Origin of the sequence: Paenibacillus sp. GbtcB18, assembly GCF_019091125.1 — a bacterium.
GTDB lineage: Bacteria > Bacillota > Bacilli > Paenibacillales > NBRC-103111 > Paenibacillus_F > Paenibacillus_F chitinolyticus.
Genome location: NZ_JAGXJX010000003.1, coordinates 692,857 through 712,239 on the forward strand (window position 1 = coordinate 692,857; position 19,383 = coordinate 712,239).

Genomic DNA, 19,383 nt, shown 5'->3' on the forward strand with positions numbered 1-19,383 from the left:
CGGTTATATGTGCTCATCAGTCGGAGTGGGCAGGAGGATCAGTTTGCCATGGGCACCTCCGCTCTGGCTGATTTCGACAGCTGAACGCCATTCGTCGAGTTCGAAAGTCTTCGCGACCGGAATCGTGAACTTGCCGTCCGCTGCGTACCCGGCAAAGTCGCCGACAATGTCATAACGTGCGGTATGTAGTTCTCCATAGCTGGTGCGAACGCCAAGTTCAGCGGCTGCGGCGAAATCGCTGACGGTTAGGACATGCTGGGGATGCCCGTTGACGATTTGGACCAGATCTTTCAATGAACCGCTGATTGGCGCCGTATCCAGGGCAAGATCAACCGGTTGCTTTGCCAGTTCGGTCACTCGTTCGACCATTCCATCACCGTACGAGGTCACCAACGCCCCCATTGAGCGGAGCTTGTCGGCGTAGGTGGGACCAGCGGTTGCGATCACGCGGGCACCGCGCATGAGAGCTATTTGAACGGCGGCGAACCCTACCGTGGTGCCGGCTCCGTGCACGAGCACGGTCTGACCCGATTTCACCCCAAGAGTATCAATGCCTCGGTAGGCGGTTTCGACCGCCATTGGCAGTGCTGCAGCGTGTACAAAGTCGAGTCCGGCCGGGATGCGGAACCAGTAGTACATGATCGCTTGGTCGGACGCACCGGCGCTCGAACCATCCATGAAATCGGCTGCACCCAGAACAGCATCGCCGATGGCGACATCGGTTACGCCCTCTCCGATCGCGTCTACAATCCCTGACACGTCCAGTCCAATCCCGCGAGGCAAGGGCAGTTGACCGGCAAAGTGTCCTCGGCACATCCCCCAGTCAACCGGATTTAAGCCGCAAGCGCGTACACTTACGCGAATGCGTCCCGGAGCTGGTTCTGGGATCGCCACCTCCTCCAAGCGCAAGACGTCGGTTGGTTCGCCATAGACGTGAAACCGGATTGTCCGCATGGTATTCTCCATTTCGATGTTCCCTCCATTTTGCTCTGATAGAATCATGTTCTCCGTGAAATCAAACGGTCTTTAAAGAAAAAGCAGCGAAATCCTAAACTATAAGGTTCACTAGAGGGCAGGGGATCACGATATCACAAGGGGAAAGCTCCATGAAAATTCATAACCCTCCTGCCCGCGCTTTAAAAGTCATGAGAAGAAGTACTGAGCCAGTTGCGAACGGAGAGTGCTCAAATCTGGGAGCCGCCTCCGTCAACTGGGAACTCAGCCCCGGTGGTATAGGTGGCCTCAAATGCTAGGAATGCAACAGCCTTGGCGACCTCGACTGGATCGCCGAGACGCAGCATTGGGATCTGCTGTCTCATCTGTTCCTTTGTCTGCTTGGCAGCTTCTTGCGGCATTGACTTTTCCATGATACCTGTGTCAATGACGCCGGGACTGACTGCGTTGACGCGAATATTTCGAGGTAATAACTCGCGTGCCAAACCTCGAGTCATGGAGCGCAGCGCCGCCTTACTAGCTGCGTAAGCACTGAGCATTGGGAGCCCCACTACGTTCACAATTGAGGTGGTAAGAACTACCCCGCTACCTGTGCCTAGCAACGGGGCGAGTTTCTGCACGGTGAAATACGGTCCTTTGGCGTTGATTGTAAGTAACTCATCGTACTGTTCTTCGGTCATTGTCTCGAAAGGGACAAACCCTGTGACACCAGCGTTAACGAACAGGGCATCTATTGTTCCAAATTCAGCCTTCACTCGATCCGCTAACGCGGCGATATCCTTCAATGAGGCGGCATCGCTTAAGACCGCGATTGCCTTGCTGCCGAGTTGTTCACGAGCCGCATCCAGCGTCGTCTGAGTACGTCCGGTAATCAGAACATGTGCCCCTTCATCCACCAGCAACCTCGCAGTTGCAAAGCCGATTCCGCTGCTGCCTCCCGTGATTACGACCTTTTTGCCAGAGAATTTGCCCTTACTGAATGGTTCCATTTGAATCGTCCTCCCTTTGTATAATCCGTCATCGGATGATTAGGTACAGGACCAATTATATAGCGTTAAATTTAATAAGTAAACTAATTTTATAAAATTAGTTCATTTAATAAACTTCATACATAAAAGGAAGCAAATTTGTTATAATGAATTTTATAGGCATCAAAGGGAGGTACTTATCCATGAGAAAAGCTGTAAGTGCAGATACATACGTGGAAAAAATAAAAGCCATCATAAGAAAAACAAAATTCAGCCAACTGAAAGTCGACGATCTCGCAAAATTTATGGATATCAGCAAAGTGACACTCTATAAGCATTTTTCCTCCAAAGACGACATCATCGAACAAGTCGTGGATTATTACATTGATTATTCGAAGAAGGCTGATACCGCCGTCAAAGATGATTCCGTCTCTTTTTTAGACCGTTTTCAATTAACATTTTTACAATCGTTGATGTGTGCCACGTATATCTCTGACTTGTTCTTGCAGGATCTGAAGGAATATTATCCGCACCATTATGAGAACCTGTCCCTTGCCCTTCAAAATCGGAATAAAAGCTTACAAGCTTTTTTTGAATCCGGAATGGAGCAACAGATTTTCAACAGATTAAATGCCGTGTTGTTTATGGTTCAAGATGATGCTGTGCTGCGACGCTTTATCGAGCCGTCATTTTCGATTCAGTATGATATCACCTTGAAACAAGCGATTATGGATTTCTACAACATGAAGCAGTATCAATTGCTAAAACCTGAATATCTGAAGATCATAGACAATTCCAATATTGAAAGGAAGATCGTTCATATTTTACACGCCATTTCATAAGTGAAGCGTCCGTATCCGATTCCGTTGTGGACTAGTGAATTTCCATATCGCAGCACTAATAAAAAAAGTATTAGCTGACCCTTGAAATTGAAAAAGCGACAGCCATGGACGAGAAATAAAGTCCTAGACTTTCGCTTTTTCATTGAACGTTAATGTTACCCGTTAAATTAAACTACAACTTGTTGACCAATTAGTTTTTCTGGTTCCTATACTAAACTCTTGAAGAAGATTCGAGCTGCTCTGAATGCTGGCTCTGATAATCGATTAGCAGCTGCTGCATCTTATCCACCGTGCCATCTGGATGAGGAACATGAATGGAAACGGTCAAATTAGAATCGTTCAAGTAATGAAACGTAACAAGATCAAAATTCAAGATCCCCAGATTCGGACAATGCAGCGTCTTAGGAGCATCAATAGCATCGAGAACCTCGTGGGAATCCCAAAATTCTCGAAACTCCCTGCTAGCCTGTGAAAGCGCCTCGAACTGCTCGGACCACCAAGGATCGTCGACGTGACGAGCATACCCGGCATGAAAATTAGCAACGATTCGCCTGGCATGCAGTTCCCATTGGTCTCCCTTTACATAGCGGAAACGGGGAGAAGTAAACGTCATCCAGACCAAATTCCTCTCCCTTTCCGACATAGCCGCGAGATTCCCATTTATTGCGCAGTAGGCATCATTCCAGGCCATGATGTTCATGCGCGCATCCATGACATTCGTAGGGGAAAGGTTCTGGCTATCCAAAAAACGTTGAAGCTCCGGCGTTACCTTAGAGGGCTGCTTCGTACCTGTCAAGGGAAATTGTTTACGGGCAAGATGGTACAGATGCCTGCGTTCCGACTCATCTAACCGAAGCACCTTCGCTATTCGATCAAGGACCTCAGCGGATACGTTGATATGACGCCCTTGTTCCAAATAGGTATACCAATCCAATCCCACGTCTGCCAGCAGAGCTACCTCGCTGCGGCGAAGTCCGGGTGTTCGTCTGCGTCCGGAATCCGGCACCCCTGCTTGCTCTGGGGTTATTCGTTCACGGCGTGAACGCAAAAAACGGGACAATTCCTCATAACGGTCCAATCTGTTTGCCATGTTCTCCATACCTCCTACCCATTCATGAACGTAGGATTCCCAATCCTACGATAACCAGATCTCTTCCTAGCCTCTTCGGTTCCATTTAGACTAGTTTATGTCCTCCTTAGGAGGAATAGCAAGAATGGATAGACAGTGATGATCGGCCCCACCTGCTCAACTCCATTCAGACCCTACATTGAGGTGATGAAAATGAAAGTAGCCGCCATTTCGGAAGCATTCGCAAAGATTCATACAACCAGAAGCTAGCCCGTTATATTCAAAACCGTTATCAGCATCTTTTTCAGTTGGATGTGATGAGCATTCGGGATCTCCCCTTTTACGATCAGGATATCGAGTCTGTTCCGCCCCAGCCGGTTATCGATTTTAAGGCGAAAGTCGCTGCTGCCGACGCGGTGTTATGGATCACTCCGGAATATAATTCGACTATTCCCGGCGTCATGGCGAACGCGATTGACTGGTTACCCCGCGTGGATCGAGTCATGATCGGGAAGCCCTCATGGATAGTCGGATCTTCCATGGGATTGTAACCGATAATTTCGTGAAATGGATGAAGGAGCTCACCCAATTGAAGCAGCTCCAAAGTCAGGAATAAACAGAAAGCTTGGAGGGAGTAAGATGTTTGAACATATCGTGCTATTGAAATTCAAGCCCGATGTTTCTATTGAAGTAAAAGAAAGTGCAATAAAGCGCGCACATGACTTTAAAGGGAACATCCCGGGGATCGTGGAACTTAGCGCAGGGATTAACGTTACGGAGGAAATAGAGCATACGCAGGGGTTTACGCTGGGAATCAGAGTCACTTTCGAAAATCAACAGGCTTGCCGGGAGTATATTCAGCACCCCCTGCATCAAGGATTATTGCAATCCATTGGCCCGTTTGTTGAAGGAATCGTCGTTATGGATTACCCGTTTGCTTAATGTTCCCCTTTAAAACACATTAGAAAGGAGAGATTGCTGAAATGGATAAGAAGCTTGCCGGCAAAGTTGCCTTGGTCACTGGAGCATCCAGAGGAATCGGCAGAACAATTGCCGAGTATTTAGCGAATCATGGCGCCAAGGTGGTTATCAATTTTGCGAATCGTGCAGATCAGGCGGCAGACGTTGTACAGAATATTCAAAGGGATGGCGGAGAAGCGGCAGCAATTCAGGCCGATATCAGCCGATTGAGCGAGTTGAAGAGACTCTATCAAGAAACAATCAGAACGTTCGGAAAGCTTGATATTGTGGTGAATAACGCGGGGATCATCATTACAAAACCTGTTGGCGATGTTACCGAAGCGGATTACGACCAGCTATTTGCGATTAATGTCAAAGGGACCTATTTTTCGTGCCAGCTTGCCGCTAAGCATTTAAACGCGAATGGCCGCATTATCAACCTTTCCACTTCAGTGGCGGGTCAGATGTTCCCTGCATACAGTCTTTATGCGGGCTCTAAAGGAGCCGTCGAACAATTCACGCGGCAATTGGCCAAGGAGCTTGGAAATAGAAACATAACGATTAATGCTGTAGCACCTGGCCCTACAAATACCGAGCTTTTCACGGTTGGCAAAACACCCGAACAAATCCAGGGACTAGCCAACATGAACGCCTTTGGACGTCTCGGAGAGACCGAGGATATTGCAGGTGTGATCCTCTTTCTTGCTAGCGAAGAATCGCAGTGGGTTACGGGACAAACCATCCGTGTTAATGGTGGATTCATTTAATCAATCAAATCTAAATACACTGTCTAGCAGATAATAAGAAAAGTACCACGGATCGCAGTTGTTCCCTGATCCTACATTATGTTGCCGCTCAGTTCCTCTGTCGGGAAACGAGCGGCTTTCTCTTGACTTTGAAAGTACTTTGGCCGGATTGCTTCTTGCATTAAAAACGCGGCGTATTTTTTTCCAAAATCGACGATCCTTGGTCCAAACCCTGTGTGTAACTGCCTTCCCATTGGGTGAACTTATATTTGGGCGTCTGAATACACTAAAATCACGGTACGCTGCACTCAAAAAAACGCAATGTTCTCCATGAATATGAAAATACCGCTCAAGCGTTATTCAACAACGCTTAGGCGGTATTTTCATTTCTGAGAAAGAAGGTACTTTACGCTCTGTTTCGTTCCGCAGCTGCAGATCGGCGACGAATGGATAAAGAAATAATAGCCGGGATGAGTGCCATTGCGACGCCAACTCCGCCAAACCAACCAACTGCTGCAAGAGAGATGCTTTCTACAACGATACCCCCAATTACAGCCCCTACGGCCATTCCCAACTGCACGATAGAATTGTTCAAACTCAGGACGATCCCCGAAGCCTGAGGAGCCATGCCGATTAAATAAACCTGTTGAACCGGCCCCATCGACCAAGCAAAAAAGGACCATAACATAAGCAAAGGCAACACGAACATGGACGAGTGGGAGAACGCAGTCAGTAACAATAATATTCCGGAGTGAAAGAGCAGGCCCCCAATCATCGTACGGGGGATACCCCATTTATCTGCACCGTAGCCTCCAACTTGGGAGCCTATGAGACTGGCCAGCCCAAACGCAAACAACCCGACGTTTATCATCCCTTCGCTCATCCCCGTAATGTCCAGAAGAAACGGCGTTATATAGGTGTACAGCATCGTATAGCCCAATATCCAGAAAAAACTGATGGAAAGCGCGACAGCGATTCGGGGGCTTTTTAATAAGGCGAGCTGTTCCCGAATAGGAATGGGAGCCTCTCCTTCCGATTTCGGAATCGTAAGCAAAAGGACCACCATCGCGACCAAGCTTAGGGCCCCGACTCCCGTAAAGATGATTTTCCAATCATGTGAGCCCGCAATGATCCTCCCAAGTGGGACCCCTAGAATAAGTGCGAGGTTAAAGCCCACTAAAACCGTGGCGATAGCGCTGCCCTGTTTTCCAGGATGAGACATTTTGGCGGCAACCGTCATGGCGACGACCATAAATACCCCCGTGCTGATCGCCAAAATAATTCTTGCTCCGAGCAGCATGCCGTAGCCTGTAGTTGTGACAGTGATCAAATTCCCAACGAAAAATAATCCCAAAGCCGATAGCATAAGCTTTCTTCGATCCATTTTTGCTGTGAGTGCAATAAGAATCGGGGTACCAATGGCATAAGCAAGCGAGTAGACCGTAATCAACTGCCCGGCCGCTACTACCGACACTCCAATATCGCTTGCAAGCATATCCAAAATGCCAGTAATCACAAACTCCGAAGTTCCGACTAAAAAGCTGACAATAGCCAGAATATAAATTTTCCACGAATTCCCCATCTATTTCTCCTCTTTTTATTTCAACAGATCTAAATCTATAGAAATTATATTTAAAAAAAATGCTCAATTCGCCGACTTCACTTCTCGGCTCAATCAAGCCTCTTCGTTCCAAGCGTTCGTACTCTGTTTTAAGCGTTTTGGTCAGACGTCTGACGGGCTAGCTCCTTACGGACCATCGGCGCTACTTTGGTGCCGAGAAGCTCAATCGTTCGCAGCAAGTCGCGATGCGGCAACGAACTGAAATCGTTGTACATCATGAAGCGAGTCAAGCCAAGGTTCTTATGCAGCAGCACGATTTTTTCTGCGACGTATTCGGGATCTCCGACGTAAAGAGCGCCGTGAAGGCTGCGGGCTGAATCGTACGAGTCACGTGTATAGGTAGACCAGCCTCGTTCCCGTCCAATGTGGTTCATTTGGCCGGCCATGACAGGGTAATACCGCTTAGCTGCCTCTTGTGCCGTATTCGAAATAAAGCCATGCGAATGTGTAGCAATTTGCAGCTTATTCGGATCGTGACCTGCTTTCACGGCGGCTTCTTTATAAAGCTCGACTAAGGGTGCGAATCTCTGCGGCGCTCCACCCAGGATAGAGAAGGCAATCGGAAGTCCCAGCAAGCCAGCCCGAACAGCCGATTCCGGGCTGCCCCCTGTCCCGATCCAGACAGGCAAAGGCTCCTGTTGTGCACGAGGATAGACGCCCATGTTGTCAATCGCCGGGCGATGACCGCCACGCCAGGTCACCTTTTCGGAAGCGCGAATCTTCAATAGCAGTTCCAGTTTCTCTTCATACAATTCCTCGTAATCTTTCAGGTCATAGCCGAATAGCGGGAACGATTCGATGAACGAACCCCGTCCGGCCATGATCTCCGCTCGCCCGTTCGACAGACCGTCCAACGTTGCAAAGTCCTGATATACCCGCACCGGATCGACCGAAGATAGCACCGTCACTGCGCTCGAGAGCCGGATCCGCTTCGTTGTAGCTGCAGCTGCTGCCAGAATGACAGCTGGCGATGAGCTTGCGTATTCGATACGATGATGCTCGCCGATGGCATAGACGTCAAGGCCGACCTGATCTGCCAATTGGATTTCTTCGATCGCTTGGCGCAGCCTCTCGGCATGCGAGACACCGCCATTTCCAGGATTTGCATGGAGGAAGGTGCTCATTCCAATCTCCATCGTATTCGTTTGACCGCTCATAGTTATTCTCTCCTTCTTAATATTGGATTAGGGATGTTCAGCAAAAATCATTGCCAAATCGACTCGCAAGCTAAAACTTCATTACAAATATGAGCTCCATCATTTCTGCCGTTCTAAAGATATAGAAATGATTTTCAAAAAAATTACGCCAACAAAAAGGGCGCAAATTTTTCCGCTACTTCTCGATTGACATTGTAGTGAATAAACGATCCATTCTTGCGAGAATCAATCAAGCCAGAGTCCGTCAATTGCTTTAAATGATGCGATAGCGTCGAGCCTGCAACCGATTCAAGCCTTTCACCGACGGCGGTGAAGCATAAATTGCTCTCTTTCGCGAGCAGTAAAGCAATTTTCAGCCGGGTTGGTTCCCCCAAAGCTTTATACACCTTAACCGCTTGCCCAATATCTTCTTGATTTTCTCTCACTTTATCCACCTCCCCGCACTTATTCTACAGTTCCGTAACTATCGAAATCAATATTAGCACCATGTCTTTCAAATGTAAAGGGCATATTGGTTTTATACCTATAAATCGGCGTTGCAATGGCCTTCTCAGCAGGATCATAAACCTCGAACTTAGACAGTTACTATTGTTTCAATCCCCCAGTCTCCGGTTCCCCCAATATTCTCTTCTTCACACTTTTGACTGGATGAATTCCTGCGAATTCATGAGTCTGAGTGAGGAAACTGAATCATATTGAGGAGCTTAACAACCTGACCTTGGTCTATGATTCGGGTCCCCTCGTGTCGTTTAGTTGTCATGCATCATCTTCCGAAAACCAGAGGATGATGCATTTTAGTCGTTTGCAAACAGGTGCAATTTCAATTCATTTAATGGAGACCTTTTTAGACTTCATCTCAGGGTATTTCCGACGACAAGCAGAACTGTGGCACTCAACGTTTTAAGCCTGTTTTAAAACTACATTCAATGAAACGCCGCGGTGATAAAATCCATAATCCGGGTTCGAAGCTTGTCGCCGTCCTCCCCTCTTCTATACGTATCCGTTCCGTGAAAGCCGCTTTCGTCAATAATTAGTTCCTTCTGATCCGCTCCGGATGCTTCGTACAACTGGCGAACCTGCTCTTCAACCGCCCCCAGCATGTTTCCCGGAGACACAACAAACAGGGACGGCGCTTTTATTTCCTTTACGCTGGAGATGGCATCCAGTTGGGGTCCGCACTGCGCAGGCGAAGACATAATCAGCAACCCCTGAATGGGCAACGGTTGACGGACGCCCGAGATGATGGCGGTCGTCCCTCCACAAGAAGCGCCAGCTAGGAACACACGCTCCGCGCCCTGGCGCTCAAGTTCCTTGAGCGCAGCCTCGGCGTCAAGCTCAATGGATTCCGTATTATCGGACTGCTGCGAGGCTCCATGCGCACGATATTCAGGAAGCACAACCAGATAACCTTGCTCAGCCAATTCCTTACCGATATCGAGGAAGGAACATATTCGGTTTTCTTGTTCATTATTTTCTGTTCCCTTCAATTTATTTAGAGCAGTTAAGCGACAAAGGTTGTTGAGATGTCTGTTATCCTTCAAAACTAAAAATATTGAATATTGAGCGTGATATTACCCTCCATTATAATGAGCGATAGATAAATAAACAACACAACGTTCATTATTTATCTAGATGACTAAATAACTCTAAGGAGGATTTACCAATGACATTCAACCATCAGAATGAGCTTGTTCGTAAGGCAGTCGCCGTTCTGGAAAGTTTTGAGAGTAGCAATCCCGAAGCGATTACGGCTTACGTTCATCCAGATCAATATATTCAGCACAACCAGGCTTTACTCGATGGTCGTGAAACCATGCTTGATGCTCTTGACCATTTGAAGGAAATTGGTACAAAGGTAAGCATTAAGCGGGCTTTAGTTGACGGAAATTATGTGGCTCTTCATTCTGTATATCATTTTCACGGCCCTAAAATCGTATTTGATATCTTCCGTTTTGAGAATGGACTAATCGTTGAACATTGGGACAATTTGCAAGAGATGGTGGAAAAAACACCAAGCAATCATACGATGATTGACGGACCGGTTACGATTAAGGATATCGACAGGACGGAGGCCAACAAAGCATTTGTCAAAAGCTATGTTGAGAACATCTTGCTCGGGAAGAACCCTGGCTTGCTTGCCACTTACTTTGATGGAGATACCTACATTCAGCATAGTCCTCATATTGCAGACGGCCTTTCTGGTCTTCACGCTGCTTTACAGGCTCTGAAGGAGAAAAAAGTTGAGTTTCAATATACTCATGTCCATCAAGTCATCGGGCAAGGCGATTTTGTTCTTACCTTGAGTGAAGGTCAATTTGATGGTCAACATACTGCTTTTTACGATTTGTTCCGCGTACAGGATGGAAAGATCGCTGAGCATTGGGACGTAATCGAGGCCATTCTGCCGGAAGAAAAACGAAAAAATACGAACAGTAGATTTTGAAGTTTGTGTAGCTGAATCGCAAGAAAGACATCGCCGAATTTAATTTCGGTGATGTCTTTCGTTTCACGAATGTACTTGAATGGAAAATTTTATAGTCCAATGGATACAGGAGCGTTGCTTCAGCAACGCTATTTTTGTTCATTGCAATGAAGTGACCGTATAACGAGGGGAAGAGAATCATGAAGATATTGACACAAAAAATGATGTGGCTTGGATTAGTGCTCGTCCTGATCGTGTTGACCGTATTCGGGGTAGCGATGATGGGATCAGTGCTTGGATCGAAGCCAAAGGAGCTCCCGGTGGCCCTAGTTATTCTTGACCGGCCGGCGGAGCTGTCGACTGGAGGAACGTTTGCGGTAGGGGAAATGATCCGGGAAAAGTTGGTGTCAGACCCGGCAATGCCGTTCGTCTGGCATGTCGTGGATTCCGAGGAAAAGGCTCGGGAAGGATTGGATAAACGCGAATATTACGGAGCGATGGTGATTCCGGCGGATCTGAGCAGCGGTTTACTCTCATTAGCAACTCACTCGCCGATTCACCCTAATGTGAGGATCATCTCCAACGAGGGTATGAACACCCAAGCCTCGATGGTCATAAGACAAGCCATGGGGCAAGCGATGAAAATGATCAGCGGGGACCTGTTGCAGCAGCTGCTTGGGCAGATCGGACAGCAAACGGAGCAAATTCCGGTTGAAACGGCTACAGCTTTAATGACATCGGTTACCGTTCAAGAGGAAGTCGTGCATCCACCGGGAGTGAATAATGCGTCGGGGAATGCGCCGGGTTTGTTGATCCAGATCATGTGGATCGGCAGTCTTGTGACCGGGATAGTTTTGTTCCTAGCTAGCCAGAAGGCGGTCGCCGCGGGTTCAAGGAGATGGACAGTAAGCGCGCTGCAAGCTATCGGGGGACTTGCGACCGTTGGCATAGCGTCGGGCTTCACCGTATGGATGGCTTCTTCGTGGTACGGCATGGAACTGGCAAACGCGAGGGAGACTTGGTTGTTCTTATGGTTGGCTGGATCGGCGTTCTTCTTGTTGCAGTCTTCCTTGCTGAATTGGATCGGATTCCGGGGAATACCGCTGCTTGTACTGCTGATGTTCTTCTCCATGCCGCTGCTGAACATGGCTCCGGAGTTCTTGTCGCAGACGACGCGAGATTGGATCTATTCGTGGACGCCACTGCGGTTCGCGGCAGGAGGGCTGCGGGAAGTGATGTACTTCGGAGGACTGGACGCGGTCGGCTCGAACGCCTTCGTTTTGTGGAGCATCGCCGTGGGATTCTTGGTCCTGCTGCTCGCTTCCGGATTTAAGGCCGGTCGTGGGACAGACGCGCCCCCTACTTCTGTTACAAGCGATTAAAATAAAGTAAGAACAATCAACGTTGCGTTGTCGGTATTTGGTTTAGTTCGTGTGGTTCGATAGGTTTGTTGGACGAAATCATGCGCACGATATCCCGATCAGCGAATGTTCTGGTTAAGTGCACTTTCATCAAACACCAGCTTTCCATCCGGCTTATCTATATGTGGTTCCCTATATCGGTACTCGATTGCACCTTGCTCATGCCGTCTAAATGATACTGCATACCAATACGCTGTACGGTGGCTTCGTACTTTTTCAGCGGAGCAACTGCGATTGGCTTTCCGACGAGCGGGGCCTTGCCTTCTACAGGCGGCTGCTCGCTTGCAGCGACGAGAAGCTGCAGGCGGGCAAGCTTCCCCGCGACGAAGTCGAAGCGGGCCTCCGCGAGTGGCAGGCCGCCTGGCCCCGGCTGTCGGCTGGAGGGACAGGCACCGCCCCTTCGGGGGCGGAGAGCGCGGGCTGACCGGCTGCCTTCTTCGTTCGCTCTGCTCTCCCTCGGCGGCGGCAGAGCGCTTCACCAACAAAAAAGAACCGTTCCGCACAGCCTCTGCAGGCTGACGGAACGGTCTTTTTTTGTTGCCGCAGTTTCTTCCGGGTACTTTGCAAATCCGTCAAATCCGTTAAACCCGTTAAACCCCGCCTTACTGGAGCCCGCGCACCTCAAATTCGTAAATCCGGGCCGCCGTATCCCCGCCTTGGCTCGCTTTAACGATGTTCAGCTTCACATAGCGAGCCTTTACCAGCGCAACTGCGTCGTTCGTCTCGCCCGCCCGGTTTCCTTTTACCTCCAGAACATCCGTCCACGTAACGCCGTCCGCACTCACCTGCACGGTATAGTCGCTCGTGTTGAAGCCTGCCCATTCGCCGCCGGCTTCGGCATGCTTAAGCACGAATCCGCTGATTGTCTTCTCCGCTCCCAGATCCACGGTGAGCCAGTGAGGCAGATTGCCCAGCGCGCACCATTTACTGTTGCCGGTGACTTTGCCGTCTACCGCGTTAGCCGCTCCTTCGGCAGGACCGCAGGCGTTGTCCGCTTTAGCGGCTTTGCCCAGCGCCAGGTTTACGGCCGCACCCGCGTCCTTGCGGACGGTAATAAGCGCTTGCTTGGTCACGGAATCTTGACCGGCGCTGTTTTTGGCCGTGAGTGTCACGCTGTAAACGCCCTCTTCGGCAAATGTGACAACCGGCTGTTTGTCCGTACTTGTGGAAGGGCTCGCGCCATCTATCGTCCACAGCCATTCCTCGGTGACTTCCGTCGACTGGTCGATCAGCTTCACCTGCTCGCCCGGAGCGACAAGCGTTTTGTCCGTTTTAAAACGGGCCGCCGGTTTCGGATAAGCCGGCCACTTGATCGCCGCCGCTGCCGCCTGCCCTGCCCGGTATTGTCCGTTGACCGCAACCACCTTAAGCACGGTCATGTCCTCTTTATTGCTTCTTTTCATTTCAGGGACATAGTAAACGTTGTTGGGAGTAGCTCCCAGGAACTCCTCTTTACCGTCCGGAAGCACGCGATAAATTTCGTACTGCTTCACGTCTTGCTCCAGGGCCGTCCACTCCAGGCGGGCATCTCCGTAGATGCCGTCGCGGAAGTCGGAACCGGTGATCTTGAGGTCCTTAACGGCCGGCAGAGACGACGATTGTTCTTGCTTCACGCTGCTGATCGAAAGCTTGCCGATGTTGATCGCGTAGGCCGGGATCGTTTCTTTCGAATCGAACACGAGCGAAATCGACGAAATGCGTTTTCCTTTATATGGCGTCAAATTAAACGTTTCGGTCGTCCAGCCCGGCTGAACTTTATCCTTCACGTCCAGATAAACGGTCTCTTCCTTCGGACCCGCAAAAGTCAGGGCCACTTTCATGCCCGGCTTCTGCGAAGTTTTATACGTCACCGACAGTTTAGTGGCCGGTTCGATAGCCAGGTCCGTCCGGTACAGCTTAAGCGTCGTGGCATTGGCCGGACTCAGCGTCCCTTCCACCTTAAGAGAGCTGCCGCCGTAATAGGCGTCCGACCAGTCGAGGCTCGGCTTAAGCGCGGTTCCTTTACTCTCCGCCATCCAGCGCCAGGTCGGCAAAATATCCTGCAGGCTGCGGTTGTTCCAGCCTTTATCGCGCACAAGTTTGCCGTCTACGAAGTACTGCTGCCCGCTTCCCGTGTTGAAATGCGTCACGAACTGCAGCCGATTGACCGGGGATTGTTCGGCCACATAATGAGCCATGCCTTTCCAGGCTTGATTCGTATCCGTGCGGGAAGGATCGCCGTTCTGGCCGACCCAGAATTTATTCTCCCTGGCGAAAAAATCCTTCATATTCTCGGCGCTGTTAAACGCCCAGTCGGGCCGGTAAATGCCCAGCGAAGTCGCCGCCGGCTTGCCTTGCGGGAACAGCATATCCCACTGGATGCCGGTGTCGTAGCCTTTGGCCTCGACGTCGATGCCCGCGTACAGCTCGTACGGGCTCCGGCCCAAGCTTTTCGCTTTGGCGGCCGAACCCGCGAGGTCTCTCCACCAGAAGTTAAGGAACATGCTGTCCGAGACTTTCTGCTGTTTGTCCTGCAGGAACATCTCGTTCTTGTCGTTCAGCGCGTTCTGCCAGCTGATCGCACCGTCTTTGGTCATGGAATCGTACCACATGATCTGCATGGAAGGGGATTTGCGGGCCTCCAGATATTTCAGGAATTCCTTCATTTTCTGGGCATCCGCCGGGGTGCCGCCCTCGGTTTCCTGGTTGATGAACCAGCCGTCGAAGCCGTATGTTTTCGCCACCTCGATCAGCTTGTCGGCTACCGGGAACGAGCCGTCCGGTTTCTGCTGAAGCGTCTGCTTCACCCAGTCGTATTTGCCCCCGTACACGCTCGGCGGGAAAAAGACGGTGCCCATGATCGGCACGCCATTCTTATGGGCGGCGTCTATCGCGTCGGCGCTTGGAGGCACGATGATGCCTTCGCCGGCCGAGCCTCCCCAATAAACCAGCTTGTCGACATACTGCCAATAACCGAACGTGTTGGCGGCGAATTTGTCCGAGCCCTGCGAAGGAACGCCGCTCGTTCCCGCGTTGAGGGCGGAAAGCGCCACGATTTTAGGGTCCTTGGATGCGTTCGCATTCACCTTGTCGCCCGTAAAACGTTCCTGCAGCGGAATCGAGCCGCGGTTGAATTTCGCGTCGGGATCGGCCCCGGGGCTCCATTTCAGCAGCTGCTCCGGATACCAGTACGAGGAGTGGGGCTGCGCTGCGGACGCGGATAAACCCAATGCCGCACACGCGGCGAAGGATACTGCCAGACTAACGCCAATCTTTTTCATGGATGACCTCCTATGTAAGTTAAGACTTTCACGTGCAGCGGGGCGGCAATCGCGCCTAGAGCATGAGGCGCCGGACCGGCTCCCCCTGACGGATAAGAATTCCGAATAATTTCCCTCCTGTTTGTCGTCTGCTGGGTAATGATTACGCTTTCATTATAACAACGGGGTTAATTCCGTTCCTAGTGGACGAATTAAAGGTTGCATGTACATATTAAATACCTTTGGCGGAAATTTCCTTCAAGTCCACGCCGTATCCCGGAATCCCACGCAAAGAAGCGGCCGCACGTCTGATATTATCCCCCCAAGCAACCCATAGTGCGCTTTTCACACACGATCTGCTTAAAGGGGGTAATATCACGACCACGATCGCTTCTTTATAGATAAGGTGAACGTGCCTTTACTTCTTCTCCGCTTTCCATTTGTCGAACTGCTTTTGAGCTTCGGCTATGACTTTATCGAGGCCCGCGGTTTTCATTTTCTCCATCGCTTTAGGCAAGTACTCGTTCGGATCTACCGATCCTGTCATAATGGCCGGGTAAAACTCGCGGGCGATGGCGGAAATGGACGCCACTTCGGTTTTGACCGGATCGACATCGAAGTTGAACCCGAACGTCGGCGAGACTTTTGCCGAATCGTTAAACTTCTTGAACGCCTCCCACTTGTCGGCCGGTTCTTCTTTGTGCAGGTACGTCAGATACATGTTTCCGAGCGCAAAGCCCGGCATCTGGTAGCCGTCCTTCAGAGCCGGCAGGTCTTCAATGACATTTTCGGACACTTTCTTGTAGTGCGTGCCTTCGATTCCGAAGCTGAACAGATTGCGCAGATACTTATCCGTGTTGAGCAGGTTCAGGAACATCATGGCCCGCTCCGGATTTTTGGAGTTCGCCGAAATCGCGTGCATCGAGCCGGAAGCCGAGCCGGTGAACACGACCGGATCCTGCATCGGAGTCGATACGATGTCGTAGCCTGCGCTCCGGGACCATCCCAGATCCGCGTACGGCTGAGTGATTTCGCGGTCCACGAACCATTTGCCCGTCTTGATATTGTCGATGCCGTCAAGCGTGGCGACATCTTTGCGCAGGTATCCCGCCTGGTAGTATTTGCGGATCGTTTCCAGAGAAGCTTTCAGCTCGGGGGTCTCCAAAATATTGACGAATTTGAAGTCCGAGGCGTTGTCCTGGATTTTCATTGCCACCGGGAATTCGTCCCCGAGAATAAAGTCGTACGGAATATACGGCTTGAATCCTTTCGGTACGGCAAGCGGCGTAATGTCTTCCGGCTCGCCTTCTTTAATCTGCTTCAGGTACGGCTCCAAGTCTTGAAGAGTCCGTACTTTGGTGATATCGATCTTATATTTGTCCACGTATTTCTTGTTAAAACGCCATACCCACTGCTCGCCAAGCTCCTTGTTGACCGGAACGGCGTAGTTTTTCCCGTCGATTTTGGTTCCTTCGAGAAAACGGGGGTCCAGCTCTTCTTTGATCCCCTTGCCGTATTTATCGAGCAGATCGTTCAGCGGCATGAACGCGCCTTTAGCCGCATTCGTGCGGTATTCGAACGCCCACGAAGACGTGAAGGCGATGTCGAAGTTTTCTCCGGAAGCGGAAAGCACCTGCATCCGTTTGGAATAATCGCCCCAGTCGATCATGGTGATATCGAGCGTCGCGTTGATTTTTTCCTTCACATATTTATTGATCTCTTCCTGGACTTTAGGCAAATCCCGCTGCGGACCGCCGATCAGGTACACTTTCAATTTAACTTCCTTCTCGGTCGAATCGCCAGCCCCCTGCTTGCTGTCCCCGCCTCCGCTTTTGCTTCCGCAGCCCGCAAGCAAGGAACTCAATGCCAGCATCAGTACGAGCATGAACACAAGCGCTTTTTTTCCCGCCATACTTAATTCCCCCTGACAATATTATAATGATAACGCTTTCTTTATTGGAATAACCTCTCCTTCAGCCCTTCGAAAGAAACGGCCGTAACCCCTATTCTTTTACCGAGCCGATCGTCAGCCCCTGAATAAAATATTTCTGGAAAAACGGATAAGCGAGCGCAATCGGCAGTGTAGCTAATACAACCATCGCCATCCGCACCGTTTCCGTGGGAAGCGAGGCCGCAATATCGTACGACACGACCTTGGAACTGTTCTGAACGACAAAGTCCATGTTGTTCTGAATGCGCATCAGCATCGTTTGAAGTGGAATCAGTGCAGGCTTGTCGATATAAAGCAGCGCATTGAACCAGTCGTTCCAGAACGCGAGCGTACTGAACAAGCCGATCGTCGCAATGCCCGGCAGTGAAATCGGCAGCACGATTCGCGTGAATACGCCGAATTCGGTCGCACCGTCGATTTTGGCCGATTCTACAATGGCGTCCGGAACCGTCGTGGAGAAGAACGTCCGCATCACCAGGATGTAGAAAGCGTTCAGCACGGACGGCAGAATGAGCGCCCAAATCGAATCGCGCAGATGGAGAAACTGGGTAACCACGATATACGAAGGCACCAGGCCTCCGGAGAACAGCATTGTGAAGAAGGCGAGAAAGCTGAAAAATCTCCGCTGCTCGAAGCTTTTCCGGGACAATGCGTACGCATACGTGGCAACGAGATAGAGCGTAAGCAACGTGCCCAGCACGGTCACCAGAAGCGTGACTCCGAACGACTGGAGCAGCTGCTGCCCCGAGTTCATGAGAAACCGGTACGAAGCTGTGCTTAACTGGCTCGGCACAAGGCTGAATCCCTCGATAGCGAGCGTCTTCTCGTCGGTAAACGAAATGATAATAATAAACAGAAACGGAAACACGCAGGACAAAGCGAACAAACCCACTCCGGTCGAGAATACGAAATTCCAGAACGGTGAAATCGCATTCAAATCTTTCGGCTGCTTGCCTTTCCGGGCTTGCGCCGCTCCCGCCTTAACCGTCCCGCTCAAGTCTGACATTGCTGGCACCCCCTAGCCGGAACCTTGCTGCTTTTACGTTTAAAAAACGGCATATTCTTTTTCAATCTTCCGCACCGCATAATTGGCCGTCAGGACCAGAATCAGGCCTACAACCGACTGGTAAAGTCCGGTAGCCGTACTCATTCCCGTATCGCCCATAACCGTCAGTCCGCGGTAAACGAACGTGTCGATCACGTCTGTAACCGGATACAAAGCACCCGAGTTTTTCGTCACCTGGAAGAATAAGCCGAAGTCCGAGCGGAAAATGCCGCCAAGCGCCAGCACGGTTAAAATAATCATCAGCGGTTTAAGCTGCGGAAGCGTTATGTACTTGATTTGCTGCCATTTGCTGGCTCCGTCAATCATGGCGGCTTCGTAGTACGAACGGTCGATTCCCGCAATGGCGGCGAGATAGACGACGCTGCCGTAGCCGATATTTTTCCAGATGCCCATAAAGATCAGGATGTACGGCCAATATTTCGGCTCGCTGTACCAGTTGACCGGATCGGCTCCGAAATAGACGAGAAGCTGGTTGAACACGCCCTTCTCCATATTGAGAAAAATCAGCACGAAGTAACTGATAATAACCCAAGACAGGAAATAAGGCATAAACATGGCCGTCTGATACACTTTGGTCAGCCGTTTGTTCAGCAGCTCGTTCATGACGATCGCGAATCCGACCGCACAAACCAGCCCCAGAAAAATCAAAGCCAGATTGTACAAAATCGTATTGCGCGTGATGATAAACGCGTCATTGGTGGAGAACAGAAACTCGAAGTTTTTCAGACCTACCCATTCGCTGTTAAAAACGCTTGCAAAAAAGCCGTCCGGATGAATACGAAAGTCTTTAAACGCCACGATCGTACCAAACATGGGCAGGTAGGCAAAAATGATAAACCAGATCGCTCCCGGCAGCACCAACAAGAGAAACGCCCGGTTTCTCACTAAACTTTTCACGATGCCAGGCACGGCGTTTTTCCCTCCTTTGCCTTTTCTTAGGTTGTCTTCTGCGGTTGTTAATCCCCTA

17 protein-coding genes and 1 pseudogene are annotated in these 19,383 nt (G+C 50.3%); 7 read left to right on the forward strand and 11 right to left on the reverse strand.

Going from position 1 to position 19,383, the window contains the following annotated elements:
- Positions 1-3: 3 nt before the first annotated feature.
- Positions 4-966 carry an NADP-dependent oxidoreductase gene (locus KVT34_RS13455; protein WP_217559203.1) on the reverse strand — a complete coding sequence of 321 codons (963 nt, stop codon included), beginning with the start codon at positions 964-966 and terminating at the stop codon, positions 4-6.
- 218 nt (positions 967-1,184) lie between these two features.
- Positions 1,185-1,943 carry an SDR family oxidoreductase gene (locus KVT34_RS13460; RefSeq protein WP_217559204.1) on the reverse strand — a complete coding sequence of 253 codons (759 nt, stop codon included), beginning with the start codon at positions 1,941-1,943 and terminating at the stop codon, positions 1,185-1,187.
- 182 nt (positions 1,944-2,125) lie between these two features.
- Here KVT34_RS13460 and KVT34_RS13465 point away from each other — a divergent pair, with 182 nt between their 5' ends.
- A complete protein-coding gene (locus KVT34_RS13465; RefSeq protein ID WP_217559205.1) occupies positions 2,126-2,764 on the forward strand; it encodes a TetR/AcrR family transcriptional regulator in 639 nt (212 codons plus the stop codon).
- Between the two features lie 211 nt (positions 2,765-2,975).
- On the opposite strand, the gene KVT34_RS13470 is transcribed toward KVT34_RS13465, so the two are convergent.
- Complete coding sequence (locus KVT34_RS13470; RefSeq protein WP_217559206.1) at positions 2,976-3,854, reverse strand: helix-turn-helix transcriptional regulator; 879 nt, start codon at positions 3,852-3,854, stop codon at positions 2,976-2,978.
- A 192-nt stretch (positions 3,855-4,046) separates the two neighbouring features.
- Here KVT34_RS13470 and KVT34_RS13475 point away from each other — a divergent pair.
- From KVT34_RS13475 to KVT34_RS13485, 3 genes and pseudogenes are all read left to right on the forward strand, one after another.
- Positions 4,047-4,378, forward strand: a pseudogene (locus KVT34_RS13475) (NADPH-dependent FMN reductase); the annotation flags it as partial.
- A gap of 94 nt (positions 4,379-4,472) precedes the next feature.
- Positions 4,473-4,775: a Dabb family protein gene (locus tag KVT34_RS13480; protein ID WP_217559207.1), complete on the forward strand. Its 303-nt coding sequence runs from the start codon at positions 4,473-4,475 to the stop codon at positions 4,773-4,775.
- Positions 4,776-4,816: 41 nt separating this feature from the next.
- Positions 4,817-5,560, forward strand: a complete 744-nt coding sequence (locus tag KVT34_RS13485; RefSeq protein ID WP_217559208.1) for an SDR family oxidoreductase — start codon at positions 4,817-4,819, stop codon at positions 5,558-5,560.
- 385 nt (positions 5,561-5,945) lie between these two features.
- On the opposite strand, the gene KVT34_RS13490 is transcribed toward KVT34_RS13485, so the two are convergent.
- From KVT34_RS13490 to KVT34_RS13505, 4 genes are all read right to left on the reverse strand, one after another.
- The gene (locus KVT34_RS13490; protein WP_217559209.1) at positions 5,946-7,121 is read right to left on the reverse strand and encodes an MFS transporter; all 1,176 of its coding nucleotides are present in this window, start codon (positions 7,119-7,121) and stop codon (positions 5,946-5,948) included.
- A gap of 128 nt (positions 7,122-7,249) precedes the next feature.
- A complete protein-coding gene (locus tag KVT34_RS13495) occupies positions 7,250-8,317 on the reverse strand; it encodes an LLM class flavin-dependent oxidoreductase (protein WP_217559210.1) in 1,068 nt (355 codons plus the stop codon).
- Positions 8,318-8,460: 143 nt separating this feature from the next.
- The gene (locus KVT34_RS13500; RefSeq protein WP_095254997.1) at positions 8,461-8,742 is read right to left on the reverse strand and encodes an ArsR/SmtB family transcription factor; all 282 of its coding nucleotides are present in this window, start codon (positions 8,740-8,742) and stop codon (positions 8,461-8,463) included.
- 498 nt (positions 8,743-9,240) lie between these two features.
- Positions 9,241-9,858: an alpha/beta hydrolase family protein gene (locus tag KVT34_RS13505; protein ID WP_309244087.1), complete on the reverse strand. Its 618-nt coding sequence runs from the start codon at positions 9,856-9,858 to the stop codon at positions 9,241-9,243.
- Between the two features lie 122 nt (positions 9,859-9,980).
- On the opposite strand from KVT34_RS13505, the gene KVT34_RS13510 reads away from it, so the two are divergent.
- From KVT34_RS13510 to KVT34_RS13520, 3 genes are all read left to right on the forward strand, one after another.
- Complete coding sequence (locus KVT34_RS13510; RefSeq protein ID WP_217559212.1) at positions 9,981-10,760, forward strand: nuclear transport factor 2 family protein; 780 nt, start codon at positions 9,981-9,983, stop codon at positions 10,758-10,760.
- A gap of 179 nt (positions 10,761-10,939) precedes the next feature.
- On the forward strand, positions 10,940-12,121 hold the full coding sequence (locus KVT34_RS13515; protein ID WP_217559213.1) for a YhgE/Pip domain-containing protein: 1,182 nt from the start codon (positions 10,940-10,942) through the stop codon (positions 12,119-12,121).
- Positions 12,122-12,332: 211 nt separating this feature from the next.
- Positions 12,333-12,584, forward strand: coding sequence for a DUF6483 family protein (locus KVT34_RS13520; RefSeq protein WP_217559317.1), 252 nt, complete (start codon positions 12,333-12,335; stop codon positions 12,582-12,584).
- A 178-nt stretch (positions 12,585-12,762) separates the two neighbouring features.
- Here the strand turns inward: KVT34_RS13520 and KVT34_RS13525 are convergent, their stop codons facing one another.
- The 4 genes from KVT34_RS13525 to KVT34_RS13540 form a co-directional block, all read right to left on the reverse strand.
- Complete coding sequence (locus tag KVT34_RS13525; RefSeq protein ID WP_217559214.1) at positions 12,763-15,420, reverse strand: endo-beta-N-acetylglucosaminidase; 2,658 nt, start codon at positions 15,418-15,420, stop codon at positions 12,763-12,765.
- Between the two features lie 397 nt (positions 15,421-15,817).
- A complete protein-coding gene (locus KVT34_RS13530; protein WP_217559215.1) occupies positions 15,818-17,311 on the reverse strand; it encodes an ABC transporter substrate-binding protein in 1,494 nt (497 codons plus the stop codon).
- 91 nt (positions 17,312-17,402) lie between these two features.
- Positions 17,403-18,356, reverse strand: a complete 954-nt coding sequence (locus KVT34_RS13535; protein ID WP_217559216.1) for a carbohydrate ABC transporter permease — start codon at positions 18,354-18,356, stop codon at positions 17,403-17,405.
- A gap of 39 nt (positions 18,357-18,395) precedes the next feature.
- Positions 18,396-19,325: an ABC transporter permease gene (locus tag KVT34_RS13540; RefSeq protein ID WP_217559217.1), complete on the reverse strand. Its 930-nt coding sequence runs from the start codon at positions 19,323-19,325 to the stop codon at positions 18,396-18,398.
- Between the last annotated feature and the right edge of the window lie 58 nt (positions 19,326-19,383).